Origin of the sequence: Bordetella pseudohinzii, from assembly GCF_000657795.2 — a bacterium.
Classification (GTDB): domain Bacteria; phylum Pseudomonadota; class Gammaproteobacteria; order Burkholderiales; family Burkholderiaceae_B; genus Bordetella; species Bordetella pseudohinzii.
The window spans coordinates 335,798-353,284 of the sequence record NZ_JHEP02000004.1; the positions used below are offsets into that span (position 1 = coordinate 335,798).

Below are 17,487 nucleotides of genomic sequence, written 5' to 3' on the forward strand. Positions count from 1 at the left end.
TTACTCCTTGGCGCCGCGGGGGGCGTCGATCTGCACTACGCGCTTGACGAAGATGCCCGGCGTGACGACGGTTTCCGGGTCGATGTCGCCCAGTTCGACGACTTCGCGCACCTGGGCCACGGCCACGCGCGCCGCGCTGGCCATGATGGGGCCGAAGTTGCGGGCCGTCTTGCGGTAGACCAGATTGCCCCAGCGGTCGGCGCGCTCGGCCTTGACCAGGGCGTAGTCGGCGGTCAGCGGGTACTCCAGCACATACTGGCGGCCGTTGATCTCGCGGGTTTCCTTGCCCTCGGCCAGGGGCGTGCCGTAGCCGGTGGGGGTGAAGAAGGCGCCGATGCCGGCGCCGGCGGCGCGGATGCGCTCGGCCAGGTTGCCTTGGGGCACCAGTTCGAGTTCGATCTTGCCGCTGCGGTACAGGCCGTCGAAGATCTGCGAATCCACCTGGCGGGGGAAGGAACAGATGATCTTGCGCACGCGGCCGGCGCCCAGCAGCGCGGCCAGGCCCGTCTCGCCGTTGCCGGCATTGTTGTTGATGATGACCAGGTCCTTGGCGCCTTGATCGAGCAGGGCATCGATCAGTTCCATGGGCTGGCCGGCGGTACCGAAACCGCCGATCATGATGGTGGCGCCGTCCGGCACATCCGCCAGGGCGGCCGCCGCGCTTGGTACGAGCTTAGAAATCATAGGAGTCTGCGATAGTGGTGGCGTGTGATAATTTTGTTCTGCTGTAGAACATAGGTTCTTCAGGAGAACATCCTTTCATGGGGGGCATGTCAGGGCAAGGCCGGTCCCCCATATTTTTGCGGTAGGTAAAGCAAGCGTGAGTGAAGAAGGTCATTCCCAAGTCCCCAGCGACAGCTATGTGCAGTCTTTCGCCCGCGGCCTGGCGGTGATCCGGGCTTTTGGTCCGGAGCGCGCGCAGATGACGCTGTCGGAGGTCGCCGCGGTGGCGGGATTGACGCGCGCCGGGGCCCGCCGCATCCTTTTGACTCTCGTACAGCTGGGTTACGTGGCCCAGGAAGAGCGCCGCTTCTCGCTCACGCCGCGCATCCTGGAACTGGGATATGCCTATCTGTCGGGCACGCCGCTGTGGAGCCTGGCGCTGCCCTATATGGAAGAAGTGGCCGAGAACACGCGCGAGTCGTGTTCGGTGTCGGTGCTCGACGGCGCCGACATTGTCTATATCCTGCGCTTGTCCACGCACAAGGTCATGAGCATCAATCTTGCGGTGGGCAGCCGCCTGCCGGCCTGGGTGACCTCCATGGGGCGGGTGCTCCTGGCCGGCCTGCCCGAAGCCGAGCAGGACCGCCTGCTGGCCGATAGCCGCATCCAGGCCTATACCCCGGCCACGCTGACCGATGTCGCGCGTCTCAAGCAGGAGCTTGCCCGGGTGCGCGCCGACGGCTATGCCTGCGTGGTCCAGGAGCTGGAGCCCGGCCTGCAGTCGGTGGCCGTGCCCATCATGGACCGCAGCGGGCGCGTGATCGCCGCGATGAATGTCAGCGGGCATGTCAGCCGTTTTTCCCGCGAGGAAATGCTGCAGGCCTTTCTGCCCGGCCTGCGTCATGCCGCGGGCCAGATCAACCAGGCCTTGCTGCGCCGCTGAGCGGCAGGCGGGAGAACGGGCCGGGCGCATGTCCGGCCTCAGACGGGCGCCACGCCGAGCGTGGTGCCGCCGCACACATAGAGCACCTGGCCCGTCACGAAGCCGTTGTCCGGCGACAGGAAGAACATCGCGGCGCGCGCCACATCCTCGGGCGTGCCCAGGCGCTTGACCACGATGCTGTCGATGATGCGCTGGGTCTGCGGCGCGCCGGCGGGGTTGCTCTTCATGAAGAGGTCGGTGGCGATGGGGCCGGGGCCGATGGCGTTGACCGTGATGCCGTCGCCGCCCAGCTCCATGGCCAGCGTGCGCGTCAGGCCCAGCAGGCCGGCCTTGGTGGCCGAATAGACCACGCGCTCAGGCTTGCCCAGCGCGGCGCGCGAAGACATGTTGACGATGCGGCCGAAGCCCGCCTGACGCATGGCCGGCAGGGCGGCCTGGATCAGGATGAGGGCCGTGCGCAGGTGCAGCGAGACGACGTAGTCCAGATCGGCCAGCGTGGCCGTGTCGGCCGTGCCGGGCCGCGTGGCGCCGGCATTGTTGACCAGGCCCACGATGGCATAGCGTTCGGTGACCTCGCGGGCCACCGCCTCGGTCTGCGCGGCATCGGTGAGGTCGGCCTGGAACGACACCAGGCCGGCCGGCGGCGTCTCGGGCAGCCGGTAGTCGATGTTCACGACGGTGTGGCCGGCGTCGAGCAGCGCACGGGCGATGGCCGCGCCGATGCCATTGCTTGCGCCGGTGACCAGATAGGCGGTGGGTTTCATGCAGCGTCTCCGGAATCAGTGGGTCAGGTAGCCCCAGGCGAGCACGGCGGTGATGTGGATCACGCCCACCCAGAGCATCATGATGACGGTATAGCCCATCACGTCGCGCAGCTTGAGCTTGGACAAGGCCAGCGCGGGCAGGATCCAGAACGGCTGCACCAGGTCGTTCCAGGCATTGCCCAGCATGACGGACATCGTGGTCTGGTTCAAGGCGCTGCCGATTTCCTTGGCAGCGTCGATCATGAAGGGGCCCTGGATGACCCAGTGGCCGCCAGCCGAGGGCGCGAAGAAGTTGATGACGAAGGAGCTCACCAGGCCCCAGAAGGGCAGGGTGGCCGGCGTGGCGACGTCCACGAAGATCTTGGAGATCGTGGTGACCAGGCCCGAACCGGCCATGATGGCCATGATGCCGGCATAGAAGGGGTATTGCAGGATGATGCCGGAGATGGTCTTGATGCCTTCGTTCAGCTTGGCGACATAGGCCGCCGGCGTGCCCAGCAGGATGATGCCCAGGAACAGAATGATGAAGTTGATCAGGTTCAGGTCCAGCGACTTGCCGTCGGCGAAATAGAACACGACATAGGCGATGCCCAGCAGGCCGATGAGCAGGCTCAGGATACGGCTGTTGTTCAGGCGGCTGGCCAGCGTGTTTTCGACGCCCATGCTGTGGGCCGAGGCGTTGTTCTCGCTGCCCTTGTCGATATCGGGGTCGACTTCGACGACCTTGTCGCCAGCCTTGGGATGCAGCCAGGCATTGAGCAGCGGCAGGGTGATGATGATGACCAGGCTGGTCAGCAGCATGGGCACCGAGAAGATGGTCTCGGACAGCGGGATGACGCCCATGGCCTTGGCCGTGGGATGCCCCGGGGTGGCCACCAGCACGGGGATGCTGGCCGACAGGCCCAGGCCGTACATGGTGAAGCCGCTATAGGCGGCGGCGATGATGAGCGGATAGTGCACGCCCTTGACCTTGAGCGCCAGCTTCTTGGCGACCACGCCGCCGATCACCAGGCCGAAGCCCCAGTTCAGATAGCTGCCGATGCCGCCGACCAGCGTGGCCACGATGATGGCCGTGCGCGGGTTATGCACATGGCTGACGATGCGGTCGAGCAGGCGGTCGGTCAGGGGGGCCGTCGCCAGCACATAGCCCATGGCCAGGATGACGGCCATCTGGGTCGTGAAGGCCAGCAGGCTCCAGAATCCCGAGCCCCATTCGCGCGTGATCTGGGGCAGGCCCTGGCCTTCGACGGCAAAGGCCAGCACGACCGTCAGCAGCGTCAGGCCGATCGCGAAGACGAAGGGATCGGGCAGATACTTGCGCATCAGCTCCGTGAAAAATGAAGCGAGTTTATTCATGGTGCCTCCTACAGACTCCAATAAGGCGTATGGCTTGTTTATATTTGCGCACGCGCTGACGCCGCCCGCGCTTCTGGCGCGGGCGGCTGGGGATCAATCAAGTTTTTGTGTTTTGAGCCACTGGACCAGGCCGGCCAGGGCCGCGCTTTTCTCGCGCAGCACGCGCTCGCGGCGTTCGGGCGGCCAGGCATAGAAACCCTGGCCGGCCTTGGCGCCGATTTCGCCGCTCTGGACTTTGCGCGTGAGCAGCTCGGACGGCGTTTCACGGTTTTCCAGGTCGGCGTAGAGGTAGCTGGCGATGGCGTGATGCACGTCGATGCCGTTCATGTCGCGCTGCTCCAGCGGGCCGGACAGCGCCAGACGGATGCCCAGGCTCCATTTGACGACTTCGTCGATATCCTCGGCGCTGGCGACGCCTTTTTCCAGCAGCGAAATGGCCTCGCGGGCCAGGGCGTGCTGGATGCGGTTGGCGATGAAGCCGGGGATGTCGCGATTGACGCGCACCGGACGCTTGCCGGCGGCCTTGAGGGTGGCCATGACGAGGTCCACCGTGGCCTCGGAGCTCTGGTCGCCGCGCACGACTTCGACCAGCGGGATAACGTCGGCCGGCGTGAAGAAATGCGTGCCCACGAAACGGTCGCGGCGGGTGACGGCCTGCGCGATGGCATTGATCGACAGGCCGGAAGTATTGGTGGCGAAGATGGTGGCCGGTTTGCAGAGCTGATCGAGCTGGGCAAACAGATGGCGCTTGAGGTCCAGCTTTTCGGGCACGGCCTCGATCACCAGATCGCAATCGGCGGCGGCTTGCAGCTCGGGGGACATCCGGATGCGCGCCAGGCAGGCCGGGACATCGTGGGGGGCATAAACGCCCAATTGGCGTTCAATGACCTGCGCGGCGCGTGCCAGCGCTCCCTCCACAGGGTCGATCAGAACGACTGGCAGCCCTTGCGAGGCGAACAGGGCGGCAATACCGCTGCCCATGGCGCCTGCGCCGATGACGGCCAGATTCTGGATGGGGAAATCCATGAAGAAGCTCGCTTACCAGCGGCCTTGGCGCTTCGCACCTGTGGCCGGCCCGGGCAGCGCCGGCGTCTCGTCCAGGGTGCTTCTCCGTGCCGTGGCCAGAAAAATCTTTATGTTCTATATACGAACATTTGTGCGTATATAGAATTTCTTCATGGATATTACTAAGAATTGCTGCTGGTGGACAAACGCAGCTGCGGGGCGTCCATGTGGTGGACACCCCGCGGGGCCTCAATAGCGATAGGAGAGCCCAAGGCCGAGCTGATGGTCGCGCCAGCGGGCCGCCGCCTGCCCGGTGTAGCGCAAGCCTAGCTGCAGCCCGGGCGCGAGCTGGGCCTGCAGGCCCAGTTGCGCCGACACGCGGGTGCGCGGCACGGACCAGTGGCCGCTGACGCCATGCATGCGCTCCAGGCCGGCAAAGCCGCTGCGCGCGGCGTATTGGCGTTCGCGGGCGTCGTGGTGCATGGCCAGGCGCCACTGCAAGGCCAGCGCATCGTCGATGGCATGGTCGCCTTCGAGGCGTGCCCAGAGCGTGGGCACGGCGCGGTCCAGACTGGCGGCGCGCACGCCCAGGCCGGAAGGATTGTCTTCGGTGAAGCCGGCCTGGCGCAGATAAGTCAGCAGCATGCCGGCCGATGGCGTGATCGCCGAACCCTGGCCTAGCTGCCAGCGGCGGCCCGCGCCCAAGCCGGCCTGCCAGATATCGCCTCGCGCCGATCCGCTGGCCTGTTGGCGGACATCGTCCAGCATGATGTGGCGCGTGACCCGGTTGCGGTAGCGGCTGTAGCCCAGGCTTGCGTGGACGAACCCGCCTTCGTCCCATTGGCGCCGCAGGCCCAGGATGATGCCCGGCGCGGTGCTGCGGGCGTGATCCTGGCTGCCGGAGGCCGTGGATTCGCGCCAGTTGCCGCGGTCGTGCGTGAGCGCGGCGCCCAGTGTGAGTTGAGGCCCCAGGGCCCGGGTGAAGCCCATCAGCAGGCCATTGCCATGCTGTTTGCCGTCCAGCCCTTCGGGCCGCCAGTGCACACGGCCATGGCGGTATTCGGCGATGGCCCGGCCTGGCGTGCGCGCCAGGCTGGCCTGCAGGCGATCCATCCAGTCGTTCTGGCCCAGGGTATTGAGCGCGGCGGCGTTGGCATAGGTGGAGGCCGACAGCGAGTACAGGCTGTCGCGCAGCGCGCTGCGGCTTTGCACATGCTGGAGACGGCTGATGGCGTCGGCCGGCGCCGACGCCGCGCGTTGGGCCTGGGGCAGGGCGTCGAGTTCTTCCATGGCGGCGTCCAGCTGCTGGGCCGCCGCCGCCACCGGCGCGCTGCGGGAGAACAGCCGTGCCGCCACGGCCTGGACGGAGCCGACCCGCCGCACGGCCAGCCCGACCGCCTGCGGCTGGTAATCCAGCTGGGCGTGCAGCAGCAGACCCGGGGATCGCGTGAGTGTGTCGAAGCGGCCCTCGATGGCGGCGGCTTGCACTAGCGTGTGCACGCTGCCTTCGGCCACGACGTAGCCGGGGCGTATGCCCTGGATATGGAGCTGGCCGGCCAGGCTGGCCTTGCCCGTGACCGCCAGCAGGCTGCCGATGTCGGCCACCAGACGGCCCTGGGCGCTCTGGGTGAAATTGCCATTGACGGTCAGGCCGGCCTCCTTGATCACCACGGTGCCCTGGTTGCTGACACTGCCCACGCTGCCCGTGCCGACCAGCGTGCCCTGCTGCTCCACCGTGGTGGCCGAGGTGATGCTGCCCAGCACGTCGAGCGTGCCGGCCTTGATGCGCGTGGGGCCGGAGTAGGTGTTGTGGCCGGCCAGGGTGAGTTTGCCGGGGCCGTCGATCGCGAGGCCCCCCGTGCCGGAGATGTCGTTGCCGAAGACGGATTCGCCGCTTACCTTGGCGACGAAGTCGCCGAAAGGAAACTGGGCCGGCCCCTCGATCGCGCGCCCGATGTCCAGCAGGCCCCAGCCGTATTGGGAGTCCACGCCCGGCCGGCCCTTGTCCTTGGCCGTGGTCAGCAAGGTGGTGCGCAGATTGTCGTTGTCCATCCAAGGAAAGCGCTGCTGCACCAGCACGGCGGCGCCCGTGACCTGGGGCGCGGCCAGCGAGGTGCCCTTGTGGATCGTCAAGACGTAGGCGTCATAGGCCTTGACGCCTGGCAGGTAGGTGGTGCTGCCGGCGGCCAGGCACCATTGTTGGGCCGCGCCGCAGCGGTTGGCCCAGCTTTCGAGTGTGCCCCACTGGTCCACGGCGGTGACGACCAGCAACCCTTTCTGCAGATTGGGTTCCGTAAGCGGGCTGCGCCCGAAGGTGCCCACTTCTTGATAGGCCCGCCCCGAGAAGGCATTGCCGTTGCCCGCGGCGAAGATCAGCAGCGCGCCCCGGCGGACCAGGGCGTCGAGCTTGCCGATATGGGTATTGGATTTGTCGGCCGCCTGGAGGTATTCGTCCCGTGCAGCTTGGACACGTTGGTCGCCATCGGCGCCGTCGGAGGAAAAGCTGTTGTTGAAGATCTTCACGCCCTGCCCGAGCAGATCGTTCCAGGCATGGAAGGCGGCGGTTTCGGAGACCAAGTCGTGGGCGGTGCCGATATTGGCCGAATAGAGCTCGGCGTTGGGCGCGATGCCGCCGCGAAAACTCGCGTTGGAACGGGCCGCCAGCACCAGGGCCACCGAGCTGCCATGCTCGCCCTGCCGCGCGGGATCGGCGGGGGTGTGCGCCCCGTTGGCGTTGTAGTCGCCGCCATGGCGGGTGTTGACGTCGAGCAGGTTGTGGTTGCGGCTGACCCCGTTGTCGACGACGGCGACCTTGACGCGCGAGCCCAATATGCCGGCGTCATGCGCCGTCTTGAGATTGACGGTGTTGAGTATCCGGTCATGGGTCTCGTTGAAACTGCCCCGGGAGGAGAAGGCGCTGGGAGCAGGTCGGGCGTAGGCCGCGGTGGGAACGGGCGCGGCCGCCACGTTGGCCTGCTGGACTTCGGGCAGGACGGCGGGCACCGCTGCGTACTGCGGGTGGATGGGGGCGGGGCGGGGAGGAGGGACCGCCGGGGCGGGCGCCGGCACGGCGCCAGGCGCTGCGGCCTGACCGCCGCCCGCGACGCCACCCCTGCCACCGCCAATAGCACCGCCACCGCCGATAGCACCCCCACCACCACCACCGCCGCCCCCGCCGCCGCCTCCGCAGGCTGACAGCAAGGCGAATAGCACAAAGCCGGTGCAGCGCATGGCGCGCTGCACCGGCCGGGTAACCGGGGGAATAAGCATGATGAGTCTGAAAAAGCGGTAAGCCAACCGCCATTCTGCGCAGAGCGGCCGGCCGCCTGCGCCGGCCGCTCTGCTTATCAGCCTAATCCCCGCTCGCGCCTTATCCGGAGTTGCGCAAGCCCGCCGCGATGCCGTTGATGGTCAGGTGAATGGCGGGCGTGATGCGCGGATCCGGCGTGGTGTCGGACCGTTTCTGGCTGGCGCGGTGGCGGCGCAGGAGATCGATCTGCAGATAGTTCAAGGGATCGATATAGGCGAAGCGCTCGCGCAGCGAGGCCGCCAGCGCGGGGTTGTCGGCCAGGAGCTCGCGCTGGTTGATGAGCTTGAGCATGGCCAGAGTGCGCGCATGTTCGTCCGAGATGGCGCCGAAGATGCGTTCCCGCAGGCCGCGCTGGGGCACCAGCATGGCGTAGCGCTGCGCGATGGCGAGATCGGACTTGGCAAGCACCATCTCCATATTGGAGAGCAGGGTGCGGAAGGCCGGCCAGTCCCGCGCCATTTCGCGCAACTGGGACAGCCGCGAACGCTTGGCGCGCGGCGCGCCGTCGGCCCCGTCTTCGAGGTAAGCCTGCAGCGCCGATCCCATGCCGTACCAGCCGGTGAGCATGAGGCGGCATTGCGCCCATGAAAATCCCCACGGAATGGCGCGCAGGTCTTCGATCTTCTGGCCTTGCTTGCGCGAGGCCGGGCGCGAGCCGATGTTCAGGCCGGCAATCTCGTTGATGGGCGTGGCCGCGAAGAAGTAGTCGGCAAAGCCCGGGGTGTCGTAGACCAGCTGGCGATAGCTGCGCCGCGCGCCGGCCGACAGCGCGTCCATGGCCAGGCCATGATGCGCCATGTGGGCGTCCTCGGCCTGGCGGGCCGCCGCCGGCTGCTGCGCCAGCGTGGCCTCCAGCACGGCCGAGACCAGCAGTTCCAGGTGCCAGCGGCCGATCTCGGCGTCCTTGTACTTGGTCTGGATGACTTCGCCCTGTTCGGTCAGGCGCAATTGGCCGGCCACGGTGCCCGGCGGCTGCGCCAGGATGGCGTCGAAACTGGAGCCGCCGCCGCGGCCCACCGAGCCGCCGCGGCCATGGAAGAGGCGCAGCTTGACGTGGCGGGCGCGGAATACCTCGACCAGTTCGCGCTCGGCGCGGTAGAGCGACCAGTTGGACGTCAGATAGCCGCCGTCCTTGTTGCTGTCCGAATAGCCCAGCATGACTTCCTGGCTCTCGCCCTGGGCCAGGCGCACGCGCTCGCGCACTTCGGGAAGGTCCAGCCAGGCGGCCATGATGGATGGGCCGCGCTCCAGATCGGGGATGGTCTCGAACAGCGGCACGACCATCAGGCCATCCTCGGCACCGGGGGCGGCGCCGGCCGGCGCGATGAGGCCGGTTTCTTTTTGCAGCACCAGCACTTCCAGCAGGTCGCTGAGGGTTTCGGTGTGCGACACGATGGTCTGGCGCACGGCGGCGCGGCCGTAGCGCGCGCGGGCCGCGGCGGCCGCGCGCAGGACGGCCAATTCGCGCGTGGTGTCCTCGCTGTAGACAATCCAGGGCGAAGCCAGCGGGCGGGCCGTGGCCAGTTCGGCGCGCAGCAATTGCACGCGGGCCGCTTCGTCCATCAGGTCATAGCGCAGTGGACGGCCGTCCTGGCTGGCGCGGGCGAACAGCTCGGTCAGCACGCGCTCGTGCACATCGGAGCTTTGGCGCAGGTCCAGCGTGGCCAGATGGAAGCCGAACACCTCGACGGCTTGCTGCAGGCCGGCCAGGCGCAGCCTGGCGATGGGCGCGCCGTGGTGCCGGGTCAGCGATTCGGCGATCACGGCGAGGTCCTGCGCCAGGGCCTGGGGGTGCGGATAGGGTTCGGCCGGCACGGTGCTGCGCAGCGCCAGCTCGCGTCCGGTCAGGGCGCGCGCGGTGGCGGCCAGGCGCGCATAGACGCCGATCAAGGCGCGGCGGTAGGGCTCGTCGCGGCGGTGCGGCGAGGTGTCGCCGCCGGCGTCGGCCAGCTGCCGCAGCGCTTCGCTGGCGTCGCTCAAGAGGGTCGTGACGGAGATTTCCGCGCCCAGCGCGTGGACTTCATTCAGATAGTGCTCGAACACCACCGTGGCCTGGCGCAGCAGGGCCAGCTCCAGCGTGCCGGCGTCCACATTGGGATTGCCGTCGCGGTCGCCGCCTATCCAGCTGCCCATGCGCAGAAAAGGCTCCAGCGGCGGGGGCGGCGCGGCGAAGGGGTTGGCCGCCTCGGGGCTGAGCAGCTTGGACAGGTCGCCGTACAGCCGCGGAATGGCCGACAGAAAGGTGCTGCGGTAATAGCTCAGCGCATTCTCGATTTCGTCGGCCACGGTCAGGCGGGTGTTGCGCAGCATGCGCGTCTGCCACAGCGTGTCCACGCGGCCCAGCAGGGCGCTGTCCAGTTCGGCGCTTTCATCGCTGGTAAGGGGCTGGTCGCGCTGCGCGATCAGCGTGGCGATCTCGCGATGCGCATCCAGCGTGCTCTTGCGCTGGACCTCGGTGGGGTGGGCCGTCAGCACCGGCATGACGCAGGCCTCGCCGATCAGGCGGCGGATGCGCTGGGCCGAGACGCCTTGCGCGTGCAGCAGCTGCACGGCCTGGCGCAGGGTGCCCGGCGCCGGCGCCGCATCGGCCAGCGCGCGGGCGCGCTGGCGGCGGTTCTGGTCGCGGTCTTCGGCGATGTTGAACAGGTGCAGAAAGTAGCTGAAGGCGCGCGCGACCAGATTGGGGTCGTCCGAGCGCAGCTGCTTGACCAGCTGCTGCATCAGCTGCCCGTCGGCTTCCCGCCCTTCGCGGCGAAAGCGCACCGCGCTGCGGCGCAGTGTCTCGATGGTGTCGAAAACCCGCTTTCCTTCGCAGGCCTGGATCACGTCGCCAAGATAGCGCCCGAGAAGGCGGATGTCATTGCGTAGGGGCTCGGCCAATTCAGACTGCGCGCGTGTAGCGTTCATCAGGCGTTCCGTAAAAGAAGGAGAGGGATGTCGTGGCGATGGAGCAATGCGGAAATCGGGACGCTCAAATTTTACGCAGGCTTTCTTACGCCGCCGCCTGCGTTACATTGGCGGCTGGCACGCACTCTTTTGGCCTTCCCGCTATGCAAAATCATCAACGACGCGCCCTGGTCCTTTTCTCCGGCGGCCAGGACTCCACCACTTGCCTGGCCTGGGCCCTGGACCGCTACGCCCATGTCGAGACCGTGGCTTTCGACTACGGCCAGCGTCATCGCATCGAGCTGGACGCGCGGCTGAACGTGCTGCGCGCGATTCGCGGCCAGTTTCCGGATTGGGCCGCGCGCCTGGGCGAAGACCATCTGCTGGACCTGAAGGTGCTGGGCCAGGTGGGCGACACCGCCATGACCAGCGAGCGCGCCATCGAGATGCAGGCCAATGGCCTGCCCAATACTTTCGTGCCGGGGCGCAACCTGCTGTTCTTGACGCTGGCCGCGGCGCTGGGCTACCGCCGCCAGCTCGATGTGCTGGTGGGCGGCATGTGCGAGACCGATTTTTCGGGCTATCCCGATTGCCGCGATGACACCATCAAGGCGCAGCAGGTCGCCCTCAGTCTCGGCCTGGGCGCGCGACTGACCATCGAGACGCCGCTGATGTGGCTGGACAAGGCGGACACCTGGGCCCTGGCCGACAGCCTGGGCGGGCCCGAACTCGTCCAGACCATCGTCGAGGAAAGCCACACCTGTTATCTGGGCGAACGCGGCCAGCGTCACGATTGGGGTTATGGCTGTGGCGAATGCCCGGCCTGCAGCCTGCGCAAGGCCGGCTGGCTGCGCTGGGTGGCCCGCGCCGAGGCCGAGGGCTAGACCGGCCGGTGGCGCCAGGCCAGCGCCGCCGATGCGAGGAGGATGGCGCAGGCCGCCGCGACCGACATGCCCATGGCAAAGCGTGGGCCGGCGGTATCGATCCAATAGGCATAGACAGACGGCGCGGCCGCGCTCAACAGAAAGCCCGGCACCAGCAGCCGGCCGACGACGCGGCCATAGTGGCGGCGGTCGAACAGCGTCAGCGCCAGCGTGCCGCGCGTGATGGTCAACAGGCCGTTGCAGGCGCCATATCCCAGGGCATAGAGCGCGGCCAGGCGCGGATCGGCCGCGGCCAGGCCGGCCGCCAGCGCCAGGGGCAAGGCGGCGGCGGTCAAGAGATTCAGGCTGACCGGATGCAGGCGTGCGCCAAAGACCAGCTCCAGCAGGCGCGCGCCCACCTGGCCCACGCCCCACAGGGCGGCCACGCCCACCGCGGCCTGGGCCGCCAGCCCCAGACCTTGCAGCAGGGCGATCAGATGCGTGGCATTACCCGAGGCCAGAAAGCTGGTGAGCATCACCACCACCATGTAGAGCAGCTGGTCGGCCCAGCCGCCGCTGGCGGCCTGCGCCGTGGCCGGGCCGCCCGCCGGCGGGGCGGCGCGCTCGCTTGGCAGCGTCCGATGCAGCGGGATCAAGGCCAGGGCCAGCGCCGCATAGGCCAGGAGCGCGCCGCGCCAGCCCCATAGCGCCGCCATGGCCTGGCCGGCCGGCCACATCACCGTCGAGGCCAGGCCGCCGAACAGCGTGATCTGCGACATGGCCAGCCGGGCGCCGGGGCCGGCCGCATGGGCCAGGGCGGCGAAGGCGGCGTCGTAGAGCGCCAGCCGCATGCCCAGGCCCAGCAGGGTCCAGGACAGGAAGTAGTGCCAGGCCTGGTGCGTCAGCGCCAGGTTCAGGCAGCCCAGCGCCATCAGCACGGCGCCGGCCGGCATCACGCGCCGGCCGCCCCAGCGGTCGATGGCGCGGCCGGCCAGCGAGGAACTCAGCGCCATGCATACGATGGCCCAGGACATGCCGGCGTAGATAAGCGCGGCGCTCCAGCCCAGCTCCTGGCGCATGGGCTGGCCGAAGTTGCCGATCAAGTAGAAAGACACGCCCCAGCCGATCAACTGCGACAGACCCAGGCCGATGACGGTGCGGGCCGGGATCACGGCCGCGGCGGCGTGCGGTCGCCTTCTCCCAGCGCGCGCTGCATCAGGGCCGTGTCGCGCCATTGGCCATGCTTGAAGCCCACGGCGCGCAGCGTGCCGGCGGCATGGAAGCCGCAGCGGGCATGCAGGGCCATGGAGGCCGGGTTGCTGTCGCCGATGACGGCCAGCATCTGGCGCCAGCCGGCGGCGGCGCACTGGTCGATGAGCGCGTCCAGCAGCTTGCGCCCTATGCCCAGGCCGTGGCGGCCATTGCGCACATAGATGGAGTCTTCGCAGGTGTGGCGATAGGCGGGCCGGGGCCGATAGAGCGTGGCATAGGCATAGCCCACGATCTCGCCGCCGCATTCGGCCACCAGATAGGGCAGGCCGCGCTCCAGCACGGCGGCGCGGCGCTGGCGGATGTCGTCGACCGAGGGGGGCTCCAGCTCGAACGACGCGGTGCCGTGCAGCACATGGTGGGCATAGATGGTCTGGATCGCGTTGAGATCGTTCTCGGCGCTGGCGCGGATCAGGATGGTGGGGCTCAAGCTCGGGCTCATGAGGGAAAAAGAAAAACCACGGAACAGCGCCTAGTGTGCGCTTGCGCTATGGATAAGGGAAGATTTTTAGAATTATCATTAGCATAAGAAAATCTTCTTGATTAGATGAAAACCGCCGGTCTCAACCTCGATCATTTGCGCGTGCTGCTCGATGTCATGGAGCTGGGCAGCTTTTCGCTGGCCGCCGAGCGCCATGGCCTGTCCCAGCCCGCGGTCAGCCAGCAGGTGCGCCAGCTGGAGCGCCGCTATGGGCTGCGCCTGATCGAGCGCATGGGCCGCAAGGCCAGCGCCACCGCCGCCGGCCAGGAGCTGGCCGGCCATCTGCGCGGCATCCTGGCAGCGGTGGAGGATGCGGACTTGGCCATGCAGTCCCTGGCCGCCGGGGTCTCGGGCCGGGTGCGGCTGGGCACGGGGGCCACGGCCTGCACCTATCTGCTGCCGCCGCTGCTGGCCCGGTTGCGCCAGCAGTTCCCGGACCTGGATGTGGTGGTCCGGGTGGGCAATACGGCCGATCTGCTGCGCGACATCGAAGACAATCGCCTGGACGTGGGCTTGCTGACCATGCCCATCCGCGCGCGCAGAGTCCTGGCCACGCCGGTTCTTGAGGATGAGTTTGTCGCCATTTTTCCGGCCGGCGCGCCGGCGCCGCCCAGCCGCATCACGCCGCAGCTGCTGATGGATCGGCAGGTCGTGTTGTTCGAGCCGGGCGCGCAGACGCGCGCGCTGGTCGATGACTGGTTCGGCGCCGCCGGCCTGGCCCTGCGGCCCACGATGGAGCTGGGCAGCACCGAGGCCATGAAGGAGATCGTGGGCGCCGGCCTGGGCTGCGCGGTGCTGCCGCGCCTGGCCGTCTCCGGGGCGGGCGCGCGCGCCGGGCTGGTCACGCGCTCGCTCACGCCGCGGCTGGGCCGCGAGCTGGCCGTGGTGACGCGGCGCGACAAGCCCGTCAGCCGCGGCCTGCGCCAGGTGCTCGATGGCCTGCTAGGCCTGAAACTGCCGGGGGACAAACCCTGATTGATGCGCCGCATCGCGCTTGCCCGGGGCGTCCCGGCCCGATACAGCGTAATATTTATGTCTTTGCTGACACCATCGCCCGAGAAGGATCATGCCGCACTACCGTTCACGCACCTCCACCCACGGCCGCAACATGGCCGGCGCGCGCGCGCTCTGGCGCGCCACCGGCATGAAGGACGGCGACTTCGGCAAGCCCATCATCGCGGTGGTCAATTCCTTTACGCAATTCGTGCCCGGCCACGTGCACCTGAAGGATCTGGGCGCCCTGGTGGCCGGCCAGATCGAGGCGGCCGGCGGCGTGGCCAAGGAGTTCAATACCATCGCCGTGGATGACGGCATCGCCATGGGCCACGGCGGCATGCTGTATTCGCTGCCCTCGCGCGAACTGATCGCCGACTCGGTCGAATACATGGTCAATGCGCATTGCGCCGACGCCATGGTGTGTATCTCCAACTGCGACAAGATCACCCCGGGCATGCTGATGGCCGCCATGCGCCTGAACATCCCCGTGGTCTTTGTCTCGGGCGGCCCGATGGAGGCCGGCAAGGTGATCTCGCCCACCGACGGCAAGGTCATCGCCAAGCTGGACCTGGTCGACGCCATGATCAAGGCCGCCGATCCCAAGGTGAGCGATGCCGAGGCCGAACAGGTCGAACGCAGCGCCTGCCCGACCTGCGGCTCCTGTTCCGGCATGTTCACGGCCAACTCCATGAACTGTCTGACCGAGGCCATCGGCCTGGCGCTGCCGGGCAACGGCACCATCGTCGCCACGCACGCCTGGCGCCGGGGCCTGTTCGAGCAGGCGGGCCGCCTGGTCGTCGACCTGTGCCGCCGCTACTACGAACAGGAAGACAGCTCGGTCCTGCCGCGCAGCATCGCCACCAAGGCCGCTTTCGAAAACGCCATGTCGCTGGACGTCGCCATGGGCGGCTCCACCAATACCGTGCTGCACCTGCTGGCCGCGGCCCAGGAAGCCGGCGTGGATTTCACCATGGCCGATATCGACCGCATCTCGCGCAAAGTGCCCTGCCTGTGCAAGGCCGCGCCGGCGACCGACAAATATCACATCGAAGACGTGCACCGCGCCGGCGGCATCCTGGGCATCCTGGGCGAGCTGGCGCGCGCCGATCTGCTCGACCTGTCCTGCGGCAACGTGCACAGCGGCACGCTGGGCAAGGCGATCGCGCAATGGGACGTGGCGGGCGGCGCCGGCGAAGCGGCCCAGAAGTTCTACCGCGCCGCGCCCGGCGGCGTGCCGACCACGGTCGCCTTCAGCCAGGACAAGACTTTCCTGACGCTGGACATGGATCGCAAGACCGGCTGCATCCGCAGCAAGGACAACGCCTATTCCAAGGATGGCGGCCTGGCCGTGCTGTACGGCAACCTGGCCGAGAAGGGCTGCATCGTGAAGACGGCCGGCGTGGACGAGTCGCAGTGGGTGTTCACCGGCCGCGCGCGCGTCTTCGAAAGCCAGGAAGACGCCGTCGAAGGCATCCTGGGCGACAAGGTCGTCGATGGCGATGTCGTCATCATCCGCTACGAAGGCCCCAAGGGCGGCCCCGGCATGCAGGAAATGCTCTACCCGACTTCCTATCTGAAGTCCAAGGGCCTGGGCAAGACTTGCGCGTTGTTCACCGATGGCCGTTTCTCGGGCGGTTCGTCGGGCCTGGTCATCGGCCACGCCTCGCCGGAAGCCGCCGAGGGCGGCGCCATCGGCCTGGTCGAGGACGGCGATGTGATCGAGATCGACATCCCCAACCGCCGCATCCACCTGGCGGTCGAGGACAATGAACTCGCCCGCCGCCGCGCGGCCATGGACGCCCGTGGCGAACAGGCCTGGAAGCCGGTGGACCGCCAGCGCGTGGTCTCGCAGGCCCTGCAGGCCTATGCCGCGCTGGCCACCTCGGCCGATCGCGGCGCGGTGCGTGACCTGTCCCAGCTCAAGCGCTGATCCGTCTACGTTCTAAACAGAACAGCCCGCGCAAGCGGGCTGTTCTGTTTTCCGGCGTCTTATTGCGGCGATGCGCCGCCGCCCTGCGCGGCAAATCCCGCCCTCAAACTCCGATGCATCGTACGGCCCGGCCTGACTAGAATGCGCTCCATCGTTGTTGAACTCGACAGGCAAGCCATGCCGCAACCCGCAACCCGCAACCCGCAACCCGCAACCCGCAATTGAGTGCGTAAAGATCGCCACGGCTTCGCTGGCCGTGGCGAGCATGATGAGCGTGCCGCCGGCCCATGCCGTCGATGGCACCATCACCATCAATGGCGAGATCACCGACCAGACCTGCAAGATCGAGGGCCAGGACCCGCCCTACAACTTGCTGGTCAACCTGCCCAAGATCGGCACCAAGGCCCTGAAAGACGTCAACAGCACGGCCGGCGCCACGCCTTTCACGATCAAGCTCACCGATTGCCCATCGACGCTGTCCGGCGACGTCAAAGCCTATTTCGAGCCGGGATCGAGCACGGACTATGGCACGGGCAATCTGATCGCCTATACGACCGCGGCGCCAGTCGCCGCGGCGGTGGCGGCGATCCCTTCACCGGCCGCCGCCGTGTTCGACAACGTGCAGATCCAGCTGGTCAATCTCAATGGCAACGCCATCAAGCTGGGCACGGACGTGCAGCACCAGCAGGCCCAGGCGGCGACGCTGACCGCCAATGGCGGCAGCAAGCAGGCCACCTTGCGCTATCTGGCGCGGTACATCAAGAGCGGCGCAGGCGGTATCAAGGCCGGCAAGCTGGTGACCTATGTGCAGTACAGCATCGTTTATCCCTGAGAGGGTCTGATTCTGCCTGCCTGGGCCAAGGGCAGGGCGCCGGAGACTCGGAAACAACGTACGGCGCGCTTGCCTAGGATGACGGCTTGTCCAGGATGCTCCCCCGAAAACTGTTCCAGGTAAAACAAAGCATGATCCGCAATCCGCAATCCGCAATCCGCAATCCGCAATCCGCAATCCGCAATCCGC

13 protein-coding genes are annotated in these 17,487 nt (G+C 67.7%); 5 read left to right on the forward strand and 8 right to left on the reverse strand.

Annotation, left to right across the window (positions count from 1 at the left end):
* Complete coding sequence (locus L540_RS08165) at nt 1-684, reverse strand: 3-oxoacid CoA-transferase subunit A (protein WP_043206839.1); 684 nt, start codon at nt 682-684, stop codon at nt 1-3.
* Nucleotides 685-820: 136 nt separating this feature from the next.
* On the opposite strand from L540_RS08165, the gene L540_RS08170 reads away from it, so the two are divergent.
* On the forward strand, nt 821-1,606 hold the full coding sequence (locus L540_RS08170; RefSeq protein ID WP_043206837.1) for an IclR family transcriptional regulator: 786 nt from the start codon (nt 821-823) through the stop codon (nt 1,604-1,606).
* Nucleotides 1,607-1,644: 38 nt separating this feature from the next.
* On the opposite strand, the gene L540_RS08175 is transcribed toward L540_RS08170, so the two are convergent.
* The 5 genes from L540_RS08175 to ppc form a co-directional block, all read right to left on the reverse strand.
* A complete protein-coding gene (locus L540_RS08175; RefSeq protein WP_043206836.1) occupies nt 1,645-2,370 on the reverse strand; it encodes an SDR family NAD(P)-dependent oxidoreductase in 726 nt (241 codons plus the stop codon).
* A 15-nt stretch (nt 2,371-2,385) separates the two neighbouring features.
* The gene (locus L540_RS08180; RefSeq protein ID WP_043206833.1) at nt 2,386-3,726 is read right to left on the reverse strand and encodes a short-chain fatty acid transporter; all 1,341 of its coding nucleotides are present in this window, start codon (nt 3,724-3,726) and stop codon (nt 2,386-2,388) included.
* Nucleotides 3,727-3,819: 93 nt separating this feature from the next.
* Nucleotides 3,820-4,752, reverse strand: a complete 933-nt coding sequence (locus tag L540_RS08185; protein ID WP_043206832.1) for a 3-hydroxyacyl-CoA dehydrogenase family protein — start codon at nt 4,750-4,752, stop codon at nt 3,820-3,822.
* 228 nt (nt 4,753-4,980) lie between these two features.
* A complete protein-coding gene (locus tag L540_RS08190; RefSeq protein WP_043206830.1) occupies nt 4,981-7,734 on the reverse strand; it encodes a S8 family serine peptidase in 2,754 nt (917 codons plus the stop codon).
* Between the two features lie 367 nt (nt 7,735-8,101).
* The gene (gene ppc, locus L540_RS08195) at nt 8,102-10,948 is read right to left on the reverse strand and encodes a phosphoenolpyruvate carboxylase (RefSeq protein ID WP_043206828.1); all 2,847 of its coding nucleotides are present in this window, start codon (nt 10,946-10,948) and stop codon (nt 8,102-8,104) included.
* A 143-nt stretch (nt 10,949-11,091) separates the two neighbouring features.
* On the opposite strand from ppc, the gene queC reads away from it, so the two are divergent.
* Complete coding sequence (queC, locus tag L540_RS08200) at nt 11,092-11,811, forward strand: 7-cyano-7-deazaguanine synthase QueC (protein ID WP_043206826.1); 720 nt, start codon at nt 11,092-11,094, stop codon at nt 11,809-11,811.
* Here the strand turns inward: queC and L540_RS08205 are convergent.
* Nucleotides 11,808-12,962: an MFS transporter gene (locus tag L540_RS08205; protein WP_043206824.1), complete on the reverse strand. Its 1,155-nt coding sequence runs from the start codon at nt 12,960-12,962 to the stop codon at nt 11,808-11,810. The genes queC and L540_RS08205 overlap by 4 nt on opposite strands.
* Nucleotides 12,959-13,501 (reverse strand): GNAT family N-acetyltransferase, encoded by a 543-nt coding sequence (locus L540_RS08210; protein ID WP_043206822.1) that lies wholly within the window; start codon nt 13,499-13,501, stop codon nt 12,959-12,961. Before L540_RS08210 ends, L540_RS08205 begins: the two co-directional genes overlap by 4 nt.
* Nucleotides 13,502-13,606: 105 nt before the next feature.
* Here L540_RS08210 and L540_RS08215 point away from each other — a divergent pair, with 105 nt between their 5' ends.
* The 3 genes from L540_RS08215 to L540_RS08225 all read left to right on the forward strand — a co-directional run bounded on the left by L540_RS08215 (nt 13,607) and on the right by L540_RS08225 (nt 17,298).
* The gene (locus tag L540_RS08215) at nt 13,607-14,515 is read left to right on the forward strand and encodes a LysR family transcriptional regulator (protein ID WP_043206820.1); all 909 of its coding nucleotides are present in this window, start codon (nt 13,607-13,609) and stop codon (nt 14,513-14,515) included.
* Nucleotides 14,516-14,606: 91 nt separating this feature from the next.
* Nucleotides 14,607-16,466, forward strand: coding sequence for a dihydroxy-acid dehydratase (gene ilvD / locus L540_RS08220; protein WP_043206816.1), 1,860 nt, complete (start codon nt 14,607-14,609; stop codon nt 16,464-16,466).
* A gap of 265 nt (nt 16,467-16,731) precedes the next feature.
* Complete coding sequence (locus L540_RS08225; RefSeq protein WP_048026181.1) at nt 16,732-17,298, forward strand: fimbrial protein; 567 nt, start codon at nt 16,732-16,734, stop codon at nt 17,296-17,298.
* Nucleotides 17,299-17,487: the final 189 nt, after the last annotated feature.